Source organism: uncultured Dietzia sp., assembly GCF_937873725.1.
Taxonomy (GTDB): domain Bacteria; phylum Actinomycetota; class Actinomycetes; order Mycobacteriales; family Mycobacteriaceae; genus Dietzia.
Genome location: NZ_CALMYY010000123.1, coordinates 1 through 22,498, shown reverse-complemented (window position 1 = coordinate 22,498; position 22,498 = coordinate 1). Strand labels below are relative to the sequence as shown.

Genomic DNA, 22,498 nt, shown 5'->3' with positions numbered 1-22,498 from the left:
GCGGACTGGACGGCAACGGACCGACCCATCGTGGGGTCGGCGGACACCCGGCGGCCAACGTTGTCACCATCCTGAACGAAACCCTTAACCCAACTAGACAGATCGGTCTATTCTCTGTGCTAGTCTCACCCGCATGACACCCCGGACACCCCGACCCGAACTGCGCCTCTCCCCCGCGAGCTCGGCCAGGGTCATGCGCGCGATCCGGTTCCGTGGGCCCGTCTCCCGCCCCGAGGTCGCGGCGACCACCGGCCTCTCGGTGGCCACCGTCGGGCGCGCGACCTCGGCCCTGCTCTCGACGGGCGTGATCCGGGAGCGGCCCGAACTCATGCACGACGGGTCCGTCGGCCGGCCGAGCATCCCGGTGGAGATCGATCCGGCCGGACCGGTGACCGTCGCCGTCCACATCGGACTGCACCGAAGCGTGGTCGCGATCTGCGACCTCAGCGCCAGAATCCTCGCCGAGCACGCCGTCCCCACCCCCGGGTGCGACCCGGAGCGGATCGTCGACGAGCTGTCCGCGATCGCGTTCCGGCTCCTCGACGACCACCGGGATCGCCGGCTGGTCTGGGGCGGGGTCGCCACCGCCGCCCGGATCACCGGGCCCGGGAGGATCGACCACGATCTGTTGGGCTGGCGGGACGTCCCCGTCGCCGACCTCTTCACGGACCGCCTCGGCGTGCCGTTCGCCGTGGCACCGCACGTCGAGGCGATGGCCGCGGCGGAACTCCTGGTCGGGCACGAGACCCATCGGGGCACGACGCTCGTCGTGTACGCACGGGAGTCCATCGGATCAGCCCTGGTGATCGACGGCTCCGTCCACCTCCCCCGGGCGGGCTCCGCCGAACTCGCCCACCTGCCCGTGGGCGAGACCACCCATCTCGACGACCGGGGTGCCGGACTCCTCGACGTGGTGGGCGACTCCGGCCTGGTCCGTGCGGCGGCGACCCGCGGCATCACCGTGGGCTCGGTGCCCGAGCTCGCCGACCGGGCCCGCCACGACCCGGTGGCCGACGCGATCCTCGTGGAACGCGCGACGACCCTGGGCCGCCTGGTGGGCCTGATCTCCGCCATCACCCGCCCCGACTCCGTCGTGCTGTGCGGCCAGGCGTTCACCGATCACCCGCGCTACCTGACCCCGCTGCTCAGGGCCACGCGGGAGAGCCGTCTCGGGGGCGGGGCACCCGACCTCCGGGTCTCGACGGCCGGTGGCCGGATCCAGCAGTTCGCGGCCATGGCCGTGGCGCTCGACGCGATCTCCGCCGACCCGGTGGCCGCCCTCACGACCCGGCTCTCGTCCGTGTCATGAGGTCATGAGGCATTTCCGATCACCGGGAGCGGAAGGATCGACATCGGTGACGACGACTTACAGACTGCTCACATGACCGAACTACGCGCAGTGTCCACCACCGAAGCCCAGCCCTCCGTCTCCGCCGAGGTCCACCGTCGCGCGATGCGTCTGCACCCGGCCGGCGTCACCGTCATCACGCTCGACGATCCCGACGGCCCGGTCGGTTTCACCGCGTCGTCGCCGTCGAGCCTGTCGTCGGAACCCGCGCTGGTGAGCTTCAACGTGGGGATCTCCTCGTCGAGCCTGGCCGCGGTGCTCGACGCGCGAACCGCGGTGATTCATCTGCTGGGCGAGGGGGACGAGGCGCTCGCCCTGCGCTTCGCCGGACCGTCCCACCTCCGCTTTGCCGACACCTCGCTGTGGACCCGGGCGGAGACCGGGGAACCGCTGCTCCACGGCGGGCGGGCGCGCCTCCGGGTGGCGATCGACCGCCTGGTCCCCGCCGGCGACCACGTCCTGGTGATCGCCCGCCTGCTCGACGCCTGGTTCGACGACCATCCGAGCGACCCGCTCGTGATCGTCGACGGAGGCCTGCGGGCGGTGCCCCCCTCCTCCACGGACTGACCGGCCGCTTTCGGCGCGTCACGCACGAGAAGACGGCCCCCGCCGTGGCGGGGGCCGTCTTCTCGTGCAGGGTCCGGCTCAGGTGGTGGCGGGGGCCGCCCCACCGCTACCCGACGGACCGCCGGTCGAGCCGCCGCCGAACCCGGCGGAGCTCGGCGGGAGCGAGTCCCCCCGGCCGAGCTCGCCGGTCGGCGCGACGCTCGCGGTGATCTCCTCGCCCTCGCGGACCTCGGCGCCGGGGCGCGGGGAACCGGAGAAGGTGAACTTGGCGTCCTCGGTGCGCTCGGCCTCGCCGTCCCAGCCCTCGACGTCCACGGTCACCAGCTCGCCGGCCGCGACCTCGCCGAAGAGGATCTTCTCCGACAGGGTGTCCTCGATCTCGCGCTGGATGGTGCGACGCAGCGGCCGCGCCCCCAGGACGGGGTCGAACCCGCGCATGGCCAGGAGGTTCTTGGCCCGATCCGTGACCTCGATGTCCATGTCCTTGGCCTTGAGCGCCACCCGCACCCTGCCCACCATGAGATCGACCATCTGGACGATCTGCTCGCGGGTGAGCTGGTGGAAGACCACGATCTCGTCGATGCGGTTGAGGAACTCCGGCCGGAAGTGCTTCTTCAGCTCGTCGTTGACCTTCTGCTTCATCCGCTCGTACGCGTCCTCGGTGTTGTCGGAGGACTGGAAGCCCATCCCGACCGCCTTGGAGATGTCCCTGGTCCCGAGGTTGGACGTGAAGATCAGCACGGTGTTCTTGAAGTCCACCATGCGGCCCTGACCGTCGGTGAGGCGGCCGTCCTCGAGCACCTGGAGCAGGGTGTTGTAGATCTCCGAGTGGGCCTTCTCGATCTCGTCGAACAGGACCACCGAGAACGGCTTGCGCCGCACCTTCTCCGTGAGCTGGCCACCCTCCTCGTAGCCGACGTACCCGGGGGGCGCGCCGAAGAGCCGCGAGGCGGTGAAGCGGTCGTGGAACTCGCCCATGTCGATCTGGATGAGCGCGTCGTCCTCGCCGAACAGGAAGTTCGCGAGCGCCTTGGACAGCTCCGTCTTACCGACACCGGACGGGCCGGCGAAGATGAACGAGCCCGAGGGACGCTTGGGGTCCTTGAGACCGGCGCGGGTACGGCGGATGGCACGCGAGACCGCCTTGATGGCGTCCTCCTGGCCGATGATCCGCTTGTGCAGCTCGTCCTCCATGCGGAGAAGACGGGTGGTCTCCTCCTCGGTGAGCTTGAAGACGGGGATGCCGGTCCAGTTGCCCAGGACCTCGGCGATCTGCTCCTCGTCCACCACGGCGGCGACGTCCATGTCGCCCGCACGCCACTGCTTCTCCCGCTCGGAGCGCTCGGCGATGAGCTTCTTCTCCGTGTCGCGCAGACCGGCCGCCTTCTCGAAGTCCTGCGCGTCGATCGCGGACTCCTTCTCGCGCCGGGCCTCGGCGATCTTCTCGTCGAACTCGCGCAGGTCCGGCGGGGCGGTCATCCGCTTGATCCGCATGCGGGCGCCGGCCTCGTCGATGAGGTCGATGGCCTTGTCCGGCAGGAACCGGTCGTTGATGTACCGATCTGCCAGCTGCGCGGCCGCGACCAGCGCGGCGTCCGTGATGGTGACGCGGTGGTGCGCCTCATAGCGGTCGCGGAGACCCTTGAGGATCTCGATCGACAGCTCGACGCTCGGCTCGGGGACCTGCACCGGCTGGAAACGACGCTCGAGCGCCGCGTCCTTCTCGATGTGCTTGCGGTACTCCTCGATCGTGGTGGCGCCGATGGTCTGCAGCTCACCGCGCGCCAACTTGGGCTTGAGAATCGACGCCGCGTCGATCGCGCCCTCGGCGGCACCCGCGCCGACGAGCGTGTGGATCTCGTCGATGAACAGGATGATGTCCCCGCGCTGGTTGATCTCCTTGAGCACCTTCTTCAGGCGCTCCTCGAAGTCACCGCGGTAGCGGGACCCGGCGACGAGCGAACCGAGGTCCAGCGAGTAGACCTGCTTGTCCTTCAGGGTCTCGGGGACCTCGTTGTTGACGATGGCCTGCGCCAGGCCCTCCACGACGGCGGTCTTGCCCACGCCGGGCTCGCCGATGAGGACCGGGTTGTTCTTGGTGCGCCGCGAGAGCACCTGCATGATGCGCTCGACCTCCTTGGCGCGGCCCACGACCGGGTCGAGCTTGCCCTCCATGGCGGCCTGCGTGAGGTTGCGCCCGAACTGGTCCAGGACGGTCGACGACGACGGCGTGCCGGACTCGCGGCCACCGGTGCCGGCGGGCGCGCCCGTGGCCTCGGCCTCCTTGCCCTGATAACCCGACAGCAGCTGGATGACCTGCTGGCGGACGCGGGTGAGGTCCGCTCCGAGCTTGACGAGCACCTGGGCGGCCACGCCCTCGCCCTCACGGATCAGGCCGAGCAGGATGTGCTCGGTGCCGATGTAGTTGTGGCCGAGCTGCAACGCCTCGCGCAGACTCAGCTCCAAGACCTTTTTGGCCCGCGGCGTGAACGGGATGTGCCCGCTCGGCGCCTGCTGACCCTGGCCGATGATCTCCTCGACCTGGCTCCGCACCGCTTCCAGCGAGATCCCGAGGGACTCGAGGGCCTTGGCGGCCACTCCCTCACCCTCGTGGATGAGACCCAGCAGGATGTGCTCGGTGCCGATGTAGTTGTGGTTGAGCATCCGGGCCTCTTCCTGGGCCAGGACGACGACGCGACGTGCGCGGTCGGTAAACCGTTCGAACATCGTGCTACCTCACATTCCTCGGGTTTTCACCACTGTAGTGGCCCGGTCTGACGTCCGGAGCCACAGGAGTGGCAGTCGGCCCGTCACCATGGGTCAACGCGGCAGGTCGGGGATCCATTGCCGATCCGTGTACGCCGTCAGCGAACGCCGCCGCGGGACCACCGGCCACCCGCCGTCTAGGGTCGTTGTCATGACCCAGGCGACCGGCGGGAGCGCGCGGTGAGCCCGTTCGACCTGGCCCGGATCGGCCGCGACCTGCCCTTCGCCGCGGCCCTGCCGGACCTCCGGGAGGCCCTGGCCGCGGCGGGGACCGCGGTGGTCCAGGCCCCGCCCGGCACCGGCAAGACCACCCTGGTCCCGCCCGCTGTCGCCTCGGCGGCCGGGGTCGCGGGCCGGGTCGTGGTCACCCAGCCCCGGCGCGTGGCGGCCCGGTCGGCGGCGCGGCGCCTGGCCGCGCTCACCGGGACCGACCTCGGTACGGTGGTCGGCTACACCGTGCGGGGCGACTCCCGCGTCCGCCGGGACACCCTCGTGGAGTTCGTCACCCCCGGGGTGCTCGTGCGGCGGCTGATCGCCGACCCGGACCTGCCCGGGGTCGGCGCGATCGTGCTCGACGAGGTCCACGAGCGCGACGTCGAGTCCGACCTCGCTTTTGCCTTCCTCTGCGAGCTGCGCGGGCTCCGCGAGGAACTGCCGGTCGTGGCGATGTCCGCGACGGTCGAGTCCGACCGGTTCGCGCGACTGCTCGGCGGGGAGGGCGGGGCCGGTGCGGCGCCCGTCGTCGACGTGCCGGCCGTTCTCCACCCGTTGGAGATCCGCTACCTCCCGCCGCCGGTGGCGCGCCTCGACGCCCGCGGGGTCACCGACGGCTTCCTCGAGCACGTGGCCGCGGTGACGGCGGAGGCGGTCACCTCCGGCGGCCACGACACCCTGGTCTTCCTCCCCGGGGTCCGCGAGGTCGACCGCGTGGTGCGGGAGCTCACCGCACGCCTGGGTGGCGGCGCCGAGGTCCTTCCGCTGCACGGCGGGCTCGACGCGGCCGCCCAGGACCGGGCGGTCTCGGGCGCGGGCCGCCGGCGCGGAGACCGGGCGGCGGGAGGGGGCGGCGCCCGGCCCCGGGTCGTGGTCTCGACCGACCTCGCCGAGTCCTCGCTCACGGTGCCGGGGGTGCGGGTCGTGGTGGACGCGTGCCTGAGCCGCGAGCCCCGACGCGACGCCGCCCGCGACATGACCGGCCTGGTGACGGTGTCCGCCTCGAGGGACTCCTGCGTCCAGCGCGCGGGCCGCGCCGCCCGCCTGGGACCCGGGATCGCGGTCCGCTGCCTGACCGAGCAGGAGTACGCGCGACTGCCCGCGCACCGCACGCCCGCGATCGCCACCTCGGACCTGACGACCTTCGCGTTGGACGTGGCCTGCTGGGGCGCCCCGCGCGGGGAGGGGTTGGCGCTGCCCGACCCGCCACCGGCCGGGGAGATCCTCCGCGCCCAGGCCGTCCTCGAGGGGCTCGGCGCCGTCGATCCGTCGGGCCGGCCCACCGACCGCGGGCGGGGCCTCGCGCGCGTGCCCGCGGATCCGCGCCACGCCCGCGCCCTGCTCGACGGCGCCCCGGTGGTGGGTCCGCGGGTGGCCGCGGAGGTCGTGGCGCTGCTGGCCTCGGGCCGGCGCTCCCCCTCCGGCGACCTCGTGGCCGACCTCCGCGCCCTCCGCGGGGGGCGGGCCCCCGACTCCGCGACGTGGCAGCGCGAGGTCGGTCGGCTCGAGCGGCTCGCCCGGTCCGGGCCGCGCGACGGCCGCCCACCCGGCGCCCCGGTCCCGGTCGACGAGGCCGTGGGGCTGATCGTGGCGCTCGCCCACCCCGACCGGGTGGCGCGCCGGCGGGGCGAGCAGTACACGTTCGCGTCCGGAACCGGGGCGGTCCTCCCGCCCGGGTCGGCTCTGGCGGGCCACGACTGGCTGGCCGTGGCCGAGGTGGGACGCGCGTCCGGCCGGGCGGCGGGCGAGGCGGGGGCGGTGATCAGGTCGGCGGCCGCGCTGGACCGCGAGAGCGCCGAGCGTGCGGCGTCGGGGCTGCTCGACGACGACGAGACGGCCACCTTCACGGGCGGCGCGGTGACGGGCCGCCGCATCCGGCGGCTCGGGGCGATCGAGCTCTCCTCCACCCCGGTGCGTCCGGGTCCGGCAGTCACCGTGGCGGCCGTGGCGGCGGCCGTCCGCGCCGGCGGGCCGTCCGCACTCGGCGCCGACGACGACGCTCTACGCCTGTGGCGGCGACTCGCCCTGGCGCACCGCGAACTCGGCGACCCCTGGCCGGACGTGTCCGGTGACGCGCTGGCGGACAGGCTCGACGAGTGGCTCGGCCCCGAGATCGACGGGCTGGTCCGCGGCGGCAGGCTGGCGGGACGCGGCCTCGGAACCGCGATGAAGCGGCTGCTCCCCTGGCCCGAGGCGAGTCGGTTCGACGAGCTCGTGCCGGACCGGCTGGAGGTGCCCAGCTCGTCGTCGTACCGCGTGGACTACCCGGAACCGGGCTCCCATGACGCCCCGGTCCTCGCGGTCAAACTCCAGGAGTGCTTCGGCTGGACGGCCTCGCCGCGGATCTGCGGCGGCCGGGTCCCGGTGACGGTCCACCTGCTCTCGCCCGCGGGTCGACCGCTCGCCGTGACCCGCGACCTGGAGTTCTTCTGGCGCGAGGCCTACCCCGGCGTGCGCGCGGAGATGCGTGGACGCTACCCGCGCCACCCGTGGCCGGAGGATCCGATGAGCGCCGAGCCGACCCGGCGGACCAATCGGCGTCGCTGACGGTTCCAATACCATAACGGACGGCCAGATCACAGCATTTCCCGGATTTCGGGCCTACGATGTGACCAAGACCATTGGTGAGAGTCCGCTCCGCCGAAAGGGTGATCGTCATGACCGCGTACACACCCCCCGCCCCGCACCGGGTCCCCTTCCCCGCGAGGACGGAGGAGCTGACCAGGGTGATCCCCCACGTCAGGAACCGGATCGGCGCGATCACCGCCCTCGTGGGACTGGGGCTGGCGCTGCTGAGCCTCTACCTCCCGTGGCTCGCCTCCAGCAGTGGGGGGATCACCGCCCTGGGGATCACCGGGATCATCGACGTCCGCAGTGTCGCCCCGTTGCTGTTCCTCGGACTGGTGGTCCTGTCCGTCCTCGTGGCCGTGACCGCGATCAGCCGGCTGGGGGCGTTCGCGGCGGCGGCGGCCGTGGTCGCGATCGGGGTGCTGGCCGCGCACCTCGCCTTTGTGTGGACGCTCGTCGCCTCCACCGGGGCTGCCGACCCGACGCTCTCCGGCCTGCCCTCGGACGCGAGCGTGACGTTCGGGCCCTACGTGGCCGCGCTCGGGTTCGTCCTGGTGGCGGCGGGATCGGCGTGGGCCGCCCGCGCCGCCGAGTACGCGTTCCCCGACCTGGCGTCGGGGCGGCCGCACCCGTCGCCGTGACCCCCGCGCCACCGACTCAGAACACCACCACCGTGTCGCCCACCTGCAGTCGGTCGAAGTAGGTGGCCGCGGCGGGCTGATCCAACCGGATGCAGCCGTGCGAGGCGTAGGCGGGGTCGCCCTCGTGGAACGCGATCCCGCCCACGAAGTACACCGAGTAGGGCATCGGCGCGTTGTTGAACAGTCGGCTGACCTCGTGCCGGACCTTGCGCGTGACCTGGTAGGTCCCGCGCGGGGTCTCCCACCCGGGCATGCCGTGCGACATCCGCACCGGGCCGTAGCTCAGTCGCTCCCCCGACTGCAGCCAGGTGCGGTTCCCGGAGAGGTCGACGCACGCCGCCGCGGTCCGCGGGCACGGGCTCTGCGGGGTCGGGTCCGGCGGCGGCGGGGGCGCGGGTGGCGCGGGCGGCGGCGGCACCAATCCGGGCGGCGGGGTGATCCCCGCCCGCTCCAACGCCCCGCCCGCGGCGGTGCGCAGGTCGAGGTCCGCCTGCGCCGATCCCGCCTGCGCCTGGTCGATCACCTGCTGGACCTCGGTCGGGACGGGGAACGGCAGCTGCGCCGACGCCACGGGGGGCGCGACGCCCCCGAGGAGCAACGCCGCGACCGCGCCGACCAACACCCGTGACGATCTCTTTGTCATTCCTCGATTATGTCCTGGCCGGTCCCTCCGGACATCCGTCCCGGCGCAACGTTCCGGTCTCGGACACCGCGGCCATCGCACCCATGGGACTAGCGTCTGGATGATGAGTGACGGCCCGCTGCCCCTGCCCCCGCTCTCCGCCACCGCGGCCCGCGCCCTGAGCGCCGCAGGCATCACCGACCTGCGCCAACTCGACGGCCTGGCCGAGAAGGACATTCTGGCCCTGCGCGGCGTAGGCCCCGCCCAGCTCGCGGTCCTGCGCGACGCCGTGACCGCGGCGGGCCTGTCCCTCACCGACCCGGTCCCCCGGCCCCGAGCCACCGGCCGCAATGACAACACCGCGTTCGTCGCGGCGCCGGGATCGCCGAGAGAATGGATCGAGGGGCTGCCGACCGCACGCCGGGTCGACGACGGACTGCGGCTGCTGGAGATGTTCAATGACGTCACCGGCGCGGAGCCCGTCATGTGGGGCCCGTCGATCGTCGGATACGGCCACCACCACTACGTCTACGACAGCGGTCGCGAGGGAGACACGCTGCGGGTCGGTTTCAGCCCGAGGGCCTCGGCTCTGACCCTCTACGGTCTCCTCGGGGCGCCGGCGTCCGTCGGCCTGCTTGAGACGCTGGGACCACACAAGACCGGCAAGGGATGCCTTTACGTGTCGACTCTGGCCCGGGTCGACGGTCAGGTTCTGCGCGACCTCGTGGCGGCCGCGTGGGCACACGGGTACGACGACCCCCGCTGACAACGCGATCTCCGCACGTGTGGATAGGGTGACCCCATGGTGCCTGTCACACGTCGGCTCGGCCGACCCCACCTCGGAGTCCTCTCCGCGGCCGCCCTCGCGGGGGCGCTCGCGGCGGCGGCGACGATCGGCGCCTCCCCCGGGTTCGCCGCCCACGCGGACCCCGCCCACGCGGACCCCGCCCACGAGGGCACCCCGGCGGTGGCGGAGGTGCCGCCGCGGCCGGTGACGGTGGACGCGCAGCTGATCCGGTCGGTGGCGCGAAGGGTCCTGCTGGAGCAGGACCAGCCCGCGCACCTCACCGACGTCGACCTGATCGCGCGCGATGTGACGGCGCTGGGGCCGCTCTCTCCCGGCGAGGTCGAGCACGTCACGAGGCAGACGCTCCTGGGCTTCGGTCCGGGCGGCCCGGCCGTTCTCACCGCCACCGCTCCACCCCGGTGCCCGCCCACCGCCCGGGCCTGCATCGACGTCGACGCCAAGCGCGCCTGGGTCGTCTCGGAGGGGCATGTCACCTACGGTCCGGTGCCGATCACGACCGGCATGCCCGGATACGAGACCGCCCGCGGCTCACACCGGGTCCTGCGTCACGTCCGCCACGACCACAGCCGGATCTTCGACTCGCCGATGCCCTACTCGACGTACTTCACCACCAGCGGCATGGCGTTCCACGAGGGACGCCTGGACGAGCCCTCGCACGGCTGCATCCATCTGGGGCACCACGCGGCCGCGCACTTCTTCGAGACCCTGCGGGTCGGGGACGAGGTCGTGGCGTTCTGACGCCTCGCCCCCGTCAGTCGCGCGGCAGGGGCTTGACCATGGGGAACAGGATGGTCTCGCGGATCCCCAGGCCGGTCAGCGCCATGAGCAGACGGTCGATGCCCATGCCCAGCCCCGTGGTGGGCGGCATGCCCTGCTCCATCGCGGCGAGGAAGTCCTCGTCGAGCACCATCGCCTCGTCGTCGCCGGCCGCGGCGAGCCTGGCCTGGTCCTCGAACCGCCGACGCTGGATGACGGGGTCGACGAGCTCGGAGTAGCCGGTCGCCAGCTCGAAGCCACGCACGTAGAGGTCCCACTTCTCGGTGACCCCGCGCTCGGTGCGATGGTCGCGGGTGAGCGGGGAGGTCTCGACGGGGAAGTCACGGACGAAGACCGGGCCCTCGAGCTGGTCACCGCACAGGTGCTCCCACAGTTCCTCGACCAGCTTCCCGTGCAGCCAGCCCTTCCCGGAGGGCACCTCGAGCCCGACCCCGCCCGCCAGCGCGAGGAGCTCCTCGACGGTGGAGTCCACCGTCACCTCCGCGGTGAGGTGCGGGTGCTTGGCGCGCAGCGCCTCGTTGAGCGAGGGGTACATGCGGAGCTCGGGCCACCGCCCGCCGAGGTCGAAGTCGGTGCCGTCGGCGAGGGTCACCGTGGTGGAGCCGTAGACCTCGCGGGCGACCTCCTGGATGACCTCGCGGATCATCGTGGCCGAGGTGTCGTAGTCGCCGTAGGCCTGGTAGGTCTCGAGCATGGCGAACTCGGGGCTGTGCGAGGAGTCCACGCCCTCGTTGCGGAAGTTGCGGTTGATCTCGAAGACCCGCTCGATCCCGCCCACCACGCAGCGCTTGAGGTAGAGCTCGGGCGCGATGCGCAGGTAGAGGTCCAGGTCGAGCGCGTTGGAATGGGTGACGAACGGACGGGCCGCCGCACCACCGTGCAGGGTCTGGAGCATGGGGGTCTCCACCTCGAGGAACCCCCGGGCCTCGAGGGCGGTGCGCAGCGCGCGGACCACCCGGATCCGCGTCACGGCGTTCCGTCGGGCGGTGTCCCGCATGATGAGGTCGGTGTAGCGCTGGCGGACCCTGGTGTCCTCGCTCAGGTCCTTGTGGGCCACCGGCAGCGGGCGGAGCGACTTGGCCGCGAGCACCCACGCGTCGGCCATGACGGACAGCTCGCCGCGCTTGGACCGCACCACGCGGCCGGTCACCGAGACGTGGTCGCCGAGGTCGACGTCCTGCTTCCACGCCTCAAGCCGCTCCTCGCCGACGTTGGCGAGCGAGAGCATGGCCTGCAGCTGCGGGGCGAACGCGTCGGGCCCGCCGTCGGCCGCGGGGGTCGACAGGTCGGCTCCCGGGTGCACGCCGTCCTGGAGCCGGACAAAGCAGAGCTTGCCCGTGTTGCGGACGAACAGCACCCGGCCGGCCACCGAGACCTCGACGTCGGTCTCCTCCCCCGGCTCCAGCGCGGCGAAGCGGGGGTCCGAGGCGATCTCCGCGAGCCCGTGGGTGCGCGGGACCTCGACCGGGTACGCCTGCACCCCGGAGTCGAGGAGGCGCTGCCGCTTGTCGCGGCGGATGCGCAGCTGCTCGGGGGTGTCGTCGGCGGGCTCGTTGGTTGCGGCCCCGGGCGCGGCGGGAGTCGAGTCGGTCACGGATGTCGAGGATAGTCGCCCCTATGTGGCGGGACCGAACCCGTGGTGTGACGCCGTGTCCAGCACGTGGAGGTCCAGCCGGTCCGAGAGCGCCTCGATGGCGGCCGCGGCACGGACGCTGTTGCCGTGGTCGTCCAGTCGCGGGGAGTATGCGGCCACGCCGAACCGGCCGGGCACGACCGCGAACAGGCATCCCGAGACGCCGCTCTTGGCGGGCAGGCCCACCTGGTAGACCCAGTCCCCGGCGGCGTCGTACATGCCGCACGTGAACATCACGCTGGTGGCGTAGCGCACCGCCTTGCGCCCGAGCAGCCGGTCGTCACCTCCCGGCAGCCTCCCACCGGCGGCGAGCGTCGCGGCCATGCGGGCCAGCTCCCGGGTGTCCACGCGGATCGCGCACTGGCGTCCGTATCCGGCCACCACCCGGTGGGGGTCGTCCGCCAGGTTCCCCTCCTCCGCCAGCAGGTGGGCGAGGGCCTGGTTGCGGTGGGCGTTACGGGCCTCGATGTCGATGACCTCCTGGTCCACCTCGACCTCCCGACCCACGAGCCGGGCGAACAGCGCCCGGATCTGCTCGAAGCGGGAGTCCTCGTCGTCACTCTGGTCCCCCACCAGCGCGTGGGCCGCCAGGGCCCCGGCGTTGACGAGCGCGTTGGGCGCGCGCCCGGTCCCGGCCTCGAGGGAGATCTCGTTGAAGGGATCACCGGACGGCTCGACCCCGATCCGCTTGGCCACCTCGTCGACGCCCTTCTGGTCCAGCGCCAGGGCGTAGACGAACGGTTTGGACGCGGACTGGAGGTCGAAGCGGATCTGGTCGTCTCCCGCCGACACCACGTGGCCGTCGAGATCGCAGACCGCCAGCGCGAGGGCGTCGGGGTTGGGGTGGACGTAGTCGGCGAGGTGGGGCACCAGCTCCCCGGACGAGTCCTCGCGGACCTCGTCGAGGATGTCCTGGAGGAGGTCTGCCGAGATGCCGTCGGTCATGGGGCGACCGTACCGCCGCGGGCGTGGCCGCGCCCCCGGTCGGTGGGGCGGGCCCGGACCTCAGTGGGCCGAGATCGCCGACCTCTCGCGGAGCAGGTGCTCGGCGTCCGCGAGCAGGCCGAGGGCCCGGGCGGCCCGCAGCGCGTCGTGCCCACCGTCCACCGCACGGACCCCGAGGACGCCACGGGAGTGCAGTTCGAGGGCGAACAGCTCGGCGTCGAGGCCGTCGTCGCTGACCAGGAGGACCTCGCGGCCCCCGGTGGCCGCGGCGAGCGGTGCGGACGATCGCGGATCGAGCAGCTCGACCAGCGGTCGGGCCTCCACCGCGACCGCGCCGGCCAGGACGCCCTGCCGCTCGCGCTGGGCCCGGGAGCGGATGTCCACGACGAGGGCCCCCGCCTCGACCGCGGCGCGGTAGTCGGCGACCTCGAGGGTGGTGAAGGTGGTGGTGAACGCGGTGGTCATGGTGAGCTCCCGGTGCGGTGTGTGCGGCGTGCGTAGAGGGGTTCGCTGCCGGTCAGGGACACCGGCGCCGCGCGCGCGGGGGGTGCCACCGAACCGGCCGGGGGCATTCGTCGTGCGTTCACGCCCCTGATAATAGACAGACCGGTCTATCTATTTCAAGGGGTCGCCGGCCGACAGGCTTGCGCCGGCGAGGTAGTTGATGCATCATATAGATCACACGAAGGAGTCCTCATGCCCACCACGCACAAGCGCCAGCCCGCCGTCTTCATCGGACACGGCGTCCCCCTCAACGCGCTCGAGGTCAACGAGTGGACCCGGGAATGGGCCGCCCTCGGCGAGTCCCTCCCCGAGCGGCCACGGGCCGTCCTGGCGGTGTCCGCGCACTGGTACATCAACGCCACCGCCGTCACCGCCATGTCCAACCCCCGCACGATCCACGACTTCTACGGCTTCCCCCGGGAACTGAACGAGTTCGAGTACCCCGCCTCCGGCGCCCCCGAACTCGCGGCCGAGGTCGCCGAGGTCGTCAAGCCCACCTGGGTCGGCGTCGACCGCGACTCCTGGGGCCTCGACCACGGCACGTGGTCCGTCCTCACCCACGTCTTCCCCGACGCCGACGTCCCCGTGGCGCAGCTGTCGGTGGACGCCTCCAAACCGGCGAGCTACCACTTCGACCTCGGCACCAAGCTCTCCGCGCTCCGGGATTCCGGGGTGCTGGTGCTGGCCAGCGGCAACGTGGTGCACAACCTCGCCGCGGTGGACCCCTCCCGCGGCAACTCGGGGACCGACTGGGCCCACCGCTTCGACGACCACACCCAGGAGCTGCTCACCGAGCGCCCCGAGGACGCGCTCTCCCTGGTCGAGCACCCCGACGCCCGGCTCGCCGTGCCCAGCGCCGACCACTTCCTCCCCCTGCTCTACACGGCCGGCATGGCGGCGGGGTCCGGCGAGAGGCTGGACGCCTTCAGCAAGGGGTACGCCTGGGGTTCGGTCTCCATGACCAGTTATCGCTCGGCGGCCTGAGCGCCCACCCGGCGGGGCGGGTCAGGAGTTGCGCTCGAACACCAACCGGAGGCCCTCGAGCGCCAGCTCCGGCTCGACGTCGGTGATCGTCCGGGACTCCTCCGCCACCAGGTCCGCCCGCAGGCCGGTGAGGACCACGGACGCGTCGGCGAGCTCCGCCACGTCCGACCGCAACCGGTCCACCAGGGCGTCGATCTGCCCGGCGAATCCGATCACGATCCCGGCCTGCAGCGCGGCGACGGTGTTCTTGCCCAGCGCGCTGCGCGGCCGGACCACCTCGATCCTGCGCAGCGCCGCCGCGCGCTCGGCCAGGGCGTCCACGGAGATGTCGATCCCGGGCGCGATCGCGCCGCCGAGCAACTCGCCGCGCGCGGAGACGGCGTCGACGGTGGTGGCGGTGTCGACGTCGACGACCACGACGGCGCCGTCGAACAGGGAGTGCGCGGCCAGCGCGTTGACCACCCGGTCCGAGCCCACCTCCCGCGGGTTGTCCACCAGGAGCGGCACCCCGGTCTTCACCCCGGGCGCGACGACGACGGCCGGCAGGTCCGGCCAGTAGTCCGCCGCCATCCGGCGGAGCTCCCCCGTCACCGACGGCACGACCGACATCGCGGAGATGCCGGAGAGCCGCTCCGCGCAGCCGCCCAGGAGCCCCCGGATGGTCAGGGCCAGCTCGTCGGAGGTCACCGCGGGCGAGGTCCGCATGCTCCACGTGCGCTCGAGCGGACCCCCGTCGGTGGGGAAGACGCCGAGCCGGATGTGGGTGTTGCCGACGTCGACGGTGAGAAGCATCGCTCTGCCCCGACCCCTAGACCGCGGCGGACTCGGGGACGCGCGGGTTCTTCAGGCCCGACCCCTCGGGGACGTTCGCCGGGTCGGTGCCCTCGGTGAGCATCCGGTTGTCGTCGTCGACAAAGACCACGCGGGGCTTGTAGGCCCGCGCCTCGGCGTCCTCCATCACGGCGTAGGCGATGATGATCACCAGATCGCCCGGGTGCACGAGGTGCGCGGCGGCGCCGTTGATGCTGATCACGCCCGAGCCGCGCTCGCCCGTGATGGCGTAGGTGGTCAGCCGCGAGCCGTTGTTGATGTCGACGATGTCGATCTGCTGCCCCTCGAGCAGGTCGGCGGCGTCCATCAGGTCCGCGTCGATGGTGCAGGAACCCACGTAGTGCAGGTCCGCCTGGGTGACGGTCGCCCGGTGGATCTTGGAGTGGAGCATGGTGCGCTGCATCTAGAGGCCTTCCTGGGAGTCTGCGGCCATCTCGGCCTGCTGGGCGGCGACGGTCGCCTCGGCTGCGGCGAGGAACCCGGTGCCGATGGCCACCCCGACGTTGTCGATGAGGCGGGTGGACCCGATGCGGGCGGCCACGAGCAGCCGCCCGGGCCCCTCCTCCGGCGGCTCGCCCAGATCGCCGGCGCGGAGGTCGAGGTAGTCGATCGAGATCTGCGGACGCTCGGCGAGGACCGAGCGGGCCGCGTCGAGGACCGCCCGCCTTCCGCCCTTGGCCGCGAACGTCCCGGCGACGAGGGCCGCGTTGAGGGTCGTGGCCAACTCCCGGTCCTCCTCGGAGAGGTAGCGGTTCCGCGAGCTCATGGCCAGCCCGTCGGACTCCCGGACGGTCGGCACGCCCACCACCCGCACGTCCATGTCCAGGTCGGCCACCATCTGCCGGATCAGGACGAGCTGCTGATAGTCCTTCTCCCCGAAGAACGCCTGGTGCGGCGAGACGATGTTGAACAGCTTGGCCACCACGGTGAGCATCCCCGCGAAGTGGCCCGGGCGGGCGGCGCCGTCGAGGATGTCGCCCGTCGGGCCGGGCTGGACCGTGGTCCGGGGCCCGTCGGGGTACATGGCGGCGGCCGAGGGGGCAAAGACGAGCTCGACCCCTGCCGAGGCGAGCCTGGCCACGTCCTGGTCGAGGGTGCGCGGGTAGGCGTCGAGGTCCTCGCCGGGCCCGAACTGCAACGGGTTGACGAAGATCGACACGACGACCACCGAGCCCGGGGTCCGCCGCGCGGCCTCCACCAGCGCCAGGTGCCCCTCGTGCAGCGCACCCATGGTGGGGACAAAGACGACCTGCTTGCCGACCTTGCGCAGCGACTCGGTCACGGCGTGCAGCGCGGAGGGCTCGTGGTGGATCGTCAGCTCGCCGCGGGTGTAGCCCGATCCGGGGCGGGTCGGGACCGCGGTGCGGACGGGGAAGACGGAGGTGGTCATCGCAGTTGCTCCGAGAGGTCGGGGGCGAGGAGGTCGGTGACGTCGCGGCCGGCGCCACAGCGATCCGCCGTCCGGAGCGCGAGCGCGCGGTACCCGGCGGCGATGCCGGCGTCCACGTCCTCGAGAGCGTCGAGATGGCGGGAGACCGTCACCGCGTCGCCGCGCATGACGGGACCGGTGAGCGCAGCGTCACCGGAGGCCAGGACGTTGTCGAGGGCCGCGCGCAGGAGCGGGCCCAGGGTGCGCCGGGCGAGCGCCTCGGCGTCGGAGCCGAGCATGCCGTCCGGGTCACCCTCGACCCCGCCACCGGGCAGGACGGCGAACGACGCGGCGAGCGCCTCCGCCGCGTCGTTGACCAGGGTGACGAGGTGGTTGGCGCCGTGCGCCAGGGCCGCGTGGTACAGGGCGCGGTGGGACTCGGCGACGGTCACGGGGAGGCCGCCGGTCTCCATCACCAGCATCTGACCCACGACCAGACCGACCTCGTCCGGTGAGGTCAGCGCCCACGAGCAGCCCTCCATGCGGTCGATGTCGGACTCGCCGCCGGTGAACGTCATGGCCGGGTGGGCCGCCACGACCACAGCCCCGGCGTCCGCCGCGGGCGTCAGCACCTCCGCCCCGACCGCGCCGGCGACGTGGACCACGATGTGTCCGGGGCGGAAGGCGTCGGCCGCGGCGAGCTCGGCCACCACACCGGGCAGGGCGGAGTCGGGCACGGCGAGGATGAGTAGTTCGCTGGCCGCGGCAACGGCGACGGGGTCCGCGATCCGGGCCTCGGGAAGACGGCGCGCGGCGAGATCGCGGGAACGCTCGGAGCGCGCGACGACCGCGGACACCACGTGGCCGCGGAGTTCCAGCGCTGCGCCGATGGCGGTCCCGACCCGTCCCGCGGACACGAGGCCGACGGACAGGCGGGCAGGGGGTGTTCCGGTGACGCCGAACTCGGACATCATGAGGCGCTCCAGTGCTCGATCCGTTCCAGGCCCGCTCGCGTGGCGGGTCCCAGACATCTCGGGAGTGAGCGTAGTACGGTCCAGCGCGAAGGTTCTCACCGAGTGGCGCACTTCACATGATCGTCAGGCGCGGTCAGACGGTCAGGCCGCTCCGACCGCGGGGCCGATCACTCCGCCGCGTGGCGGCGGCGGCGACCACCCGAGGGGGCGTCGTCCCCCAGGCGCGCCATGAGCTCGGCCACCGAGAGGCCACCGCCCTCGCCGTGGCGGCTGGCCGGCGCGGCCTCGGCGGCGGCGGGGGCCGCCGCGGGCCGCTCCGTCGGCTCGGGCTTCTGCTCCGGCTCGGGCTTCTGCTCCGGCTCGGGCTTCTGCTCCGGCTCGGGCTTCTGCTCCGCCTCGGGCGCGGGCTTCTGCTCCGGCTCGGGCGTGCGGGCCTCGGCCTGCGCCCGTGCCGCGGGCCGGACGGCCGGCCGACGCGCCTGGTCTCGACGCCGCTCCGCGGGACCGGCCCCGCCGGCGTCGACCGGGGAGAGCTTCTCTGTGCGCTCGGTGCTCGGGGTGGCGTCCCGGCCGACCCCGGAAGCGGTCGCGTCGGCGGTCGCCGACCCGACGCCGCTGGTCTCGGGCGCGCGGCGGCGGGGCTCGACACGTTCGGACGGCACGGACGGCAACGTGGGGCCGGCGCCGAGCTGTCCCGCCGGGGCGTGACCACCGACCGCGAAGCGGTCCTCGGGGAGCGTCACCCCCAGCTGTCCCAGCTGCTCCCGGAGCGCGGCGATCTCCTGGCGCAGGGCCTGGATGGAGTCCGAGGTATCCGATCGGACGGAGTCCCGGAGTTCCTTCTCCACGACCAGCTCGTGCTCGCGCCGCGCGGAGATCTCCCGCTCGAGCTGGAGCTCGTAGACGGTGTGCAGGTCACGCACCCGGGCCGCCTCGGTGGCCGCCTGTCGCCGGTACCGGGCCACCAGGAACGCCCCGATGAACGCGGCCCACAGCGCGGCGAGGGTGCCGATCCGGGTCCACACGGGATTGTCGGAGAAGACCATCACCACGGTCGCGACCAGCGCCAGCACCAGCAGCACCACCAGAGCGATGCCCGCCAGTCCACGGTCGTCGCCGCGCGCGGGGCGCGCAGACCGGGGCTTGTCCATCGCACCGTCGGAGCTCATGTCCCGCATGATACGCAGAGAACCACGGGTCACACGAGTAACCTGCGCGTGTCCGGCCCGAACGAGCGCGACGCCCCGGCCACGCGATGCGGTCAGGTCGGCTGCGCCAACCCGCCCGCGTCCTCGTCCGAGGGCGGGGTCTCACACGCCGATTCGAGGAACAACCCGGCCCCCACCAGCAACGCGCCGGACACCAGGACCGCCACCGAGGCCGGCAGCTCGTCGCCGGCGACGGCCAACTCCCCGAGCCTGGGCAGGAAGTACAGCGAGAAACCCGCGCCCAACCCGACGGCCGCCGACCCGAGGACCGCCGAGGCCTGACCGAGGGCCGCACTCCGGGCGATGGTGAGCGGATGCATCTGACTCCGGTCCTGGCCCACCCCGCCGTCGTCGATCGCGGATCGGATCCGCAGCGCCAGCAGGAGGTCGACCAGCGCCATGACCAGCAGCGTGACCCATCCCCACCCGATCGGCGTCATGGATCCCAGGAAGCTCCCGGTGAGGACGTAGGCGCCCACGCCGGCGACGAGCGCGACCAGGACGAGGGTGGAGACGGCGATCCGTGTCATGTCAGGCGGTCCACCCGTCGGGCGCGAGCCGCGCATCGGTCCTGCGCACCGCGGCCACGTCGCCGGGAGACAGGGCCGCAAGATGGTCGGCCACCGCCACCCCGCCGAGTCGGGCGTCCGGCTCGACCTCCAGCCACGGGACCAGGACGAACGCGCGCTCGGACGCGCGGGGGTGGGGCAGGGTCAGGACCTCGTCGGCGGAGCCCACCGTGACCCCGTCCACCTCCGCGGAGACCACGTCCACGTCGAGGGTCCGCGGGCCCCAGCGGAGGTCACGGGTCCGGCCGGCCGCGCGTTCCCTGGCGAATCCCCATTCGAGCACGTCGAGCGGGGTACCCGGATGGACGACGACGAGGACCGCGTTGAGGAAGTCGTCCTGCTCCACCCCGCCCCACGGGGGGGTGGCGTACACCGACGAGGCCGCGACGAGGATCCCGTCCTCCACCGCGTCGGCCACCACGCGCCGGAGCAGGCCGAGGGCGTCACCCTGGTTGCCGCCGATCGACAGCACCGCCCGACAGGTCACCGCGGCCCGCCCGCCCGGCCGCGCCCGCCCTGGCGTGAACGCCTGGCCACCACCGCGACGTCGGCGAACTCCGCCGGGATCGGCGCCTGTGGCTTGTGCAGCGTCACCTCCACCGCGTGGGCATCGGGCGCGAGCTCCATGATCCCGTCGGCGATCCGCGACGCCACGGTCTCGATGAGGTCGCAGGCCGGTCCCGCCACCACGTCGCGCGCGAACAGGGCGAGGGCGCCGTAGTCCACCGTGTCCGCGAGGTCGTCGGAGGCCGCGGCGGCGGTGAAGTCGGTCCACAGGACCAGGTCCACGAGGAAGTCCTGGCCGTCGCGCTTCTCGTGTTCGAAGACCCCGTGGTTGCCGCGGACCCGCAGCCCCCTGAGCTCTATCCGGTCCGCCATCAGCCCCGCTCCTCTCGTCCGGCCGCCCAGGCCGCGGCCACACGGACCGCGTCGACGCTGGGCGCCACGTCGTGGACCCGCACCGCCCAGGCCCCGGCGGCGGCGGCCAGCGCCGTGATCGCCGCGGTCGCCGGATCCCGCCCGGACACCGCACGCGGCTCGCCTCGGTCGTCGGACAGGAGCGACCCGAGGAAACGCTTGCGGGAGGCCGCGACGAGGACGGGGAACCCGAGATCGGTGAGGGCGTCGAGCCCGTGGAGGAGCGCCCAGTTGTCGCGGGAGTCCTTGGCGAACCCCAGACCCGGGTCCAGCACGATCGAGCCGGAGCCGACGCCCGCGGCGAGCGCGGCATCGACCCTGCGCGCGAGGTGATCACGCACCGAGGCCACGACGTCCCCGCCGTAGTCGGCCCTGCCCCCCGCTCCCGCCCGGTAGTCGTCCGGTGACACCCAGTGCATGAGGATCACCGGGCATCCGTGCTCGGCCACGACCCGGAGGAGGTCGGCGTCCGCGAGGCCGCCGGAGACGTCGTTGATGATCGCGGCCCCGGCCTCGAGGGCGCCCGCGGCGACGGAGGAGCGCATGGTGTCGACGGAGACGGTCACGCCCTCGCCCGCGAGCTCGCGGACCAACGGGATCACGCGCCCCGCCTCGTCGCCGCGGTCGACCCGGACGGCGCCGGGGCGGGTGGACTCCCCGCCCACGTCGAGGAGGTCCGCGCCCTGGGCGACCAGCCGCCCCGCGTGGGCGAGGGCGGCCTCGGGCGCGAGGTGTCGCCCGCCGTCGGAGAAGGAGTCCTCCGTGACGTTGACGATGCCCATGACCGCGCAGCGGCCCGGGCGCGGCAGGCCGACCGGACCGTTCACGTACCGCGCAGGAGGCCGAGCGCCTCCGCCCTGGTCGCCGCGTTGGTCCGCATGCTCCCGCGGACGGCGGAGGTCGTGGTGACCGAACCCGGCTTGCGGATGCCCCGCATGGCCATGCACAGGTGCTCGGCCTCGATCACCACGAGCACGCCGGCCGGATCGAGTTTGTCCACCAGGGCGTCCGCGACCTGACTGGTGAGTCGCTCCTGGACCTGCGGCCGTTTGGCGAAGAGGTCCACGAGGCGGGCCAGTTTGCTCAGCCCGGTGACCGCCCCCGACCGACCCGGGATGTACCCGATGTGGGCGACCCCGTGGAACGGCACCAGGTGGTGCTCGCAGGTCGAGTAGATGGGGATGTCGCGCACCAGCACCAGCTCGCGGTGATCCTCGTTGAAGGTCTTCGACAGCACCGCCGCGGGATCGGTGTACAGGCCCGCGAAGACCTCGCGGTAGGCCCGGGTGACGCGCGCCGGGGTGTCCCGCAACCCCTCACGGTCCGGGTCCTCGCCCACGGCCATCAGCAACTCGCGCACCGCGGCCTCGGCGCGGTCGGCGTCGAAGACGCGGCCCGTGGTGACCGACACGGCGTCGGCGGCGGGTATGTGATCAGGAGTCGTCATCAGTCCTCTTCTCGCACGGAACCGACCGAGGGGTCAGTCTTCGCGTTCCCACGGGGCACGCCAGCCGGGGTCCTTGTCCTCCCGGCGACGGGAGCCACTCCGGCGGCCGTTCCCGTCCACCGCCGACCACGCCCGCGTGGACCCGGCGGACCCGACCGGCGGATCGGACCGGGGGTCGTCCTCGCCGGACCCCTCGCCGGGCGCCCCGCCGGGGGATTCCCGGGGCCCGGGGGCGGCCGGGAGCCTGGTGGTCTCGGCGCCAGTCGGCCCGTTCCCGCCGTCCGGGGCCGGGCCGCCGTCCGGGACCCCGCCCCCGACGGGCGCCGTGCCGCGCGGGGGCCAGCCCGGCGCCGACCAGCCCGGGGGCGGCGGGGTGCCGTAGGCCGGGATCCCGGTCGGCAGCGACCCCGCAGGGACTTGTCCGCGCTGCGCCCCCCTGCCGGTCCCGGTCATCCCGCCCGGGGCGGGATCGGTTCCGTTCACATCCCCCGCGTCGACGCCGCCGGGCTCGCGGCCCGACGGCAGGACCGGCATGGCGAACGGGTCGGTCACCGGCGGCGGCCAGGGCTCCCCGCGCTCCTTGGCCAGCTCACCGGGGGTCTTGATGGGCGGTTCCGTGGACGGGACACGCCCGCCGAAGTCGTCGAACTCGGTGAGCCTCGGCCGCTTGACGACGTCCGCGAAGAGCCGCGCGAGGTCGTCCTGCCGGAGGGTCTCTTTCTCCAGCAGCTCACCGGCGACCGCGTCGAGGATCTCGCGGTTGGCCTCGAGGACCCGCCACGCCTCGGTGTGCGCGGCGTCGATGA

22 protein-coding genes and 1 pseudogene are annotated in these 22,498 nt (G+C 73.2%); 7 read left to right on the top strand and 16 right to left on the bottom strand.

Features of this window, described 5'->3' with window-relative positions:
• Positions 1-133: 133 nt before the first annotated feature.
• Together Q0444_RS13425 and Q0444_RS13420 are read left to right on the top strand one after the other, a co-directional pair.
• Entirely contained in the window at positions 134-1,309 is a 1,176-nt protein-coding gene (locus Q0444_RS13425) for an ROK family protein (RefSeq protein WP_291086191.1), read from the top strand.
• A gap of 72 nt (positions 1,310-1,381) precedes the next feature.
• Complete coding sequence (locus Q0444_RS13420; protein WP_291086051.1) at positions 1,382-1,915, top strand: flavin reductase family protein; 534 nt, start codon at positions 1,382-1,384, stop codon at positions 1,913-1,915.
• Positions 1,916-1,993: 78 nt separating this feature from the next.
• Here the strand turns inward: Q0444_RS13420 and Q0444_RS13415 are convergent, their stop codons facing one another.
• Positions 1,994-4,642: an ATP-dependent Clp protease ATP-binding subunit gene (locus Q0444_RS13415; protein ID WP_299023442.1), complete on the bottom strand. Its 2,649-nt coding sequence runs from the start codon at positions 4,640-4,642 to the stop codon at positions 1,994-1,996.
• Positions 4,643-4,861: 219 nt separating this feature from the next.
• Between Q0444_RS13415 and hrpB the strand changes: the two genes are divergently transcribed.
• Positions 4,862-7,441, top strand: coding sequence for an ATP-dependent helicase HrpB (hrpB, locus tag Q0444_RS13410; RefSeq protein WP_299023441.1), 2,580 nt, complete (start codon positions 4,862-4,864; stop codon positions 7,439-7,441).
• A 110-nt stretch (positions 7,442-7,551) separates the two neighbouring features.
• Positions 7,552-8,103, top strand: a complete 552-nt coding sequence (locus Q0444_RS13405; protein WP_291086060.1) for a hypothetical protein — start codon at positions 7,552-7,554, stop codon at positions 8,101-8,103.
• Positions 8,104-8,119: 16 nt separating this feature from the next.
• On the opposite strand, the gene Q0444_RS13400 is transcribed toward Q0444_RS13405, so the two are convergent.
• Positions 8,120-8,746: a L,D-transpeptidase gene (locus Q0444_RS13400; protein WP_291086063.1), complete on the bottom strand. Its 627-nt coding sequence runs from the start codon at positions 8,744-8,746 to the stop codon at positions 8,120-8,122.
• 103 nt (positions 8,747-8,849) lie between these two features.
• On the opposite strand from Q0444_RS13400, the gene Q0444_RS13395 reads away from it, so the two are divergent.
• Both Q0444_RS13395 and Q0444_RS13390 read left to right on the top strand, forming a co-directional pair.
• Positions 8,850-9,491 carry a DUF1801 domain-containing protein gene (locus tag Q0444_RS13395; protein ID WP_291086066.1) on the top strand — a complete coding sequence of 214 codons (642 nt, stop codon included), beginning with the start codon at positions 8,850-8,852 and terminating at the stop codon, positions 9,489-9,491.
• 36 nt (positions 9,492-9,527) lie between these two features.
• Positions 9,528-10,271 (top strand): L,D-transpeptidase, encoded by a 744-nt coding sequence (locus Q0444_RS13390; RefSeq protein ID WP_291086069.1) that lies wholly within the window; start codon positions 9,528-9,530, stop codon positions 10,269-10,271.
• 13 nt (positions 10,272-10,284) lie between these two features.
• On the opposite strand, the gene lysS is transcribed toward Q0444_RS13390, so the two are convergent.
• From lysS to Q0444_RS13375, 3 genes are read right to left on the bottom strand one after another with little or no spacing between them, the layout of a single operon-like run.
• A complete protein-coding gene (gene lysS / locus Q0444_RS13385) occupies positions 10,285-11,904 on the bottom strand; it encodes a lysine--tRNA ligase (RefSeq protein ID WP_299023440.1) in 1,620 nt (539 codons plus the stop codon).
• A 21-nt stretch (positions 11,905-11,925) separates the two neighbouring features.
• A complete protein-coding gene (gene glsA, locus Q0444_RS13380; RefSeq protein ID WP_291086078.1) occupies positions 11,926-12,888 on the bottom strand; it encodes a glutaminase A in 963 nt (320 codons plus the stop codon).
• Positions 12,889-12,948: 60 nt separating this feature from the next.
• Positions 12,949-13,353 carry a rhodanese-like domain-containing protein gene (locus tag Q0444_RS13375; RefSeq protein ID WP_291086082.1) on the bottom strand — a complete coding sequence of 135 codons (405 nt, stop codon included), beginning with the start codon at positions 13,351-13,353 and terminating at the stop codon, positions 12,949-12,951.
• A 231-nt stretch (positions 13,354-13,584) separates the two neighbouring features.
• Between Q0444_RS13375 and ygiD the strand changes: the two genes are divergently transcribed.
• Positions 13,585-14,376 (top strand): 4,5-DOPA dioxygenase extradiol, encoded by a 792-nt coding sequence (gene ygiD, locus Q0444_RS13370; RefSeq protein WP_291086085.1) that lies wholly within the window; start codon positions 13,585-13,587, stop codon positions 14,374-14,376.
• A gap of 21 nt (positions 14,377-14,397) precedes the next feature.
• Here the strand turns inward: ygiD and Q0444_RS13365 are convergent, their stop codons facing one another.
• The 11 genes and pseudogenes from Q0444_RS13365 to Q0444_RS13315 all read right to left on the bottom strand — a co-directional run.
• Positions 14,398-15,168, bottom strand: a complete 771-nt coding sequence (locus tag Q0444_RS13365) for a type III pantothenate kinase (RefSeq protein WP_291086089.1) — start codon at positions 15,166-15,168, stop codon at positions 14,398-14,400.
• 16 nt (positions 15,169-15,184) lie between these two features.
• A complete protein-coding gene (gene panD, locus Q0444_RS13360) occupies positions 15,185-15,610 on the bottom strand; it encodes an aspartate 1-decarboxylase (protein WP_291086092.1) in 426 nt (141 codons plus the stop codon).
• Positions 15,611-16,597, bottom strand: a complete 987-nt coding sequence (panC, locus tag Q0444_RS13355) for a pantoate--beta-alanine ligase (protein WP_291086095.1) — start codon at positions 16,595-16,597, stop codon at positions 15,611-15,613.
• On the bottom strand, positions 16,594-17,547 hold the full coding sequence (locus Q0444_RS13350; protein WP_291086194.1) for a Rossmann-like and DUF2520 domain-containing protein: 954 nt from the start codon (positions 17,545-17,547) through the stop codon (positions 16,594-16,596). The genes panC and Q0444_RS13350 overlap by 4 nt, the downstream gene beginning before the upstream one ends.
• Before the next feature lie 170 nt (positions 17,548-17,717).
• Positions 17,718-18,719, bottom strand: a complete 1,002-nt coding sequence (locus Q0444_RS13345; RefSeq protein ID WP_299023439.1) for a DUF6779 domain-containing protein — start codon at positions 18,717-18,719, stop codon at positions 17,718-17,720.
• A gap of 92 nt (positions 18,720-18,811) precedes the next feature.
• Positions 18,812-19,288: a DUF3180 domain-containing protein gene (locus Q0444_RS13340; RefSeq protein WP_299023438.1), complete on the bottom strand. Its 477-nt coding sequence runs from the start codon at positions 19,286-19,288 to the stop codon at positions 18,812-18,814.
• A 1-nt stretch (position 19,289) separates the two neighbouring features.
• Entirely contained in the window at positions 19,290-19,814 is a 525-nt protein-coding gene (gene folK, locus Q0444_RS13335) for a 2-amino-4-hydroxy-6-hydroxymethyldihydropteridine diphosphokinase (RefSeq protein ID WP_291086104.1), read from the bottom strand.
• Complete coding sequence (gene folB / locus Q0444_RS13330; RefSeq protein WP_291086107.1) at positions 19,811-20,206, bottom strand: dihydroneopterin aldolase; 396 nt, start codon at positions 20,204-20,206, stop codon at positions 19,811-19,813. The genes folK and folB overlap by 4 nt, the downstream gene beginning before the upstream one ends.
• Positions 20,206-21,027, bottom strand: a complete 822-nt coding sequence (gene folP, locus Q0444_RS13325) for a dihydropteroate synthase (RefSeq protein ID WP_291086197.1) — start codon at positions 21,025-21,027, stop codon at positions 20,206-20,208. Before folP ends, folB begins: the two co-directional genes overlap by 1 nt.
• 41 nt (positions 21,028-21,068) lie before the next feature.
• Complete coding sequence (gene folE / locus Q0444_RS13320) at positions 21,069-21,692, bottom strand: GTP cyclohydrolase I FolE (RefSeq protein ID WP_299023437.1); 624 nt, start codon at positions 21,690-21,692, stop codon at positions 21,069-21,071.
• Between the two features lie 33 nt (positions 21,693-21,725).
• A pseudogene (locus Q0444_RS13315) lies at positions 21,726-22,498 on the bottom strand (cell division protein FtsH); the annotation flags it as partial.

Coding starts and splice junctions, on each gene's coding strand:
- Q0444_RS13415 (WP_299023442.1), bottom strand. CDS start 4,642: ATGTTCGAACGGTTTACCGACCGCGCACGTCGCGTCGTCGTCCTGGCC.
- Q0444_RS13365 (WP_291086089.1), bottom strand. CDS start 15,168: ATGCTTCTCACCGTCGACGTCGGCAACACCCACATCCGGCTCGGCGTC.
- folP (WP_291086197.1), bottom strand. CDS start 21,027: ATGGGCATCGTCAACGTCACGGAGGACTCCTTCTCCGACGGCGGGCGA.
- panC (WP_291086095.1), bottom strand. CDS start 16,597: ATGACCACCTCCGTCTTCCCCGTCCGCACCGCGGTCCCGACCCGCCCC.
- Q0444_RS13400 (WP_291086063.1), bottom strand. CDS start 8,746: ATGACAAAGAGATCGTCACGGGTGTTGGTCGGCGCGGTCGCGGCGTTG.
- Q0444_RS13340 (WP_299023438.1), bottom strand. CDS start 19,288: ATGACACGGATCGCCGTCTCCACCCTCGTCCTGGTCGCGCTCGTCGCC.
- Q0444_RS13345 (WP_299023439.1), bottom strand. CDS start 18,719: ATGAGCTCCGACGGTGCGATGGACAAGCCCCGGTCTGCGCGCCCCGCG.
- Q0444_RS13420 (WP_291086051.1), top strand. CDS start 1,382: ATGACCGAACTACGCGCAGTGTCCACCACCGAAGCCCAGCCCTCCGTC.
- Q0444_RS13395 (WP_291086066.1), top strand. CDS start 8,850: ATGAGTGACGGCCCGCTGCCCCTGCCCCCGCTCTCCGCCACCGCGGCC.
- Q0444_RS13390 (WP_291086069.1), top strand. CDS start 9,528: ATGGTGCCTGTCACACGTCGGCTCGGCCGACCCCACCTCGGAGTCCTC.
- folB (WP_291086107.1), bottom strand. CDS start 20,206: ATGGCGGACCGGATAGAGCTCAGGGGGCTGCGGGTCCGCGGCAACCAC.
- Q0444_RS13375 (WP_291086082.1), bottom strand. CDS start 13,353: ATGACCACCGCGTTCACCACCACCTTCACCACCCTCGAGGTCGCCGAC.
- folE (WP_299023437.1), bottom strand. CDS start 21,692: ATGACGACTCCTGATCACATACCCGCCGCCGACGCCGTGTCGGTCACC.
- Q0444_RS13350 (WP_291086194.1), bottom strand. CDS start 17,547: ATGTCCGAGTTCGGCGTCACCGGAACACCCCCTGCCCGCCTGTCCGTC.
- Q0444_RS13425 (WP_291086191.1), top strand. CDS start 134: ATGACACCCCGGACACCCCGACCCGAACTGCGCCTCTCCCCCGCGAGC.
- Q0444_RS13405 (WP_291086060.1), top strand. CDS start 7,552: ATGACCGCGTACACACCCCCCGCCCCGCACCGGGTCCCCTTCCCCGCG.
- ygiD (WP_291086085.1), top strand. CDS start 13,585: ATGCCCACCACGCACAAGCGCCAGCCCGCCGTCTTCATCGGACACGGC.
- panD (WP_291086092.1), bottom strand. CDS start 15,610: ATGCAGCGCACCATGCTCCACTCCAAGATCCACCGGGCGACCGTCACC.
- glsA (WP_291086078.1), bottom strand. CDS start 12,888: ATGACCGACGGCATCTCGGCAGACCTCCTCCAGGACATCCTCGACGAG.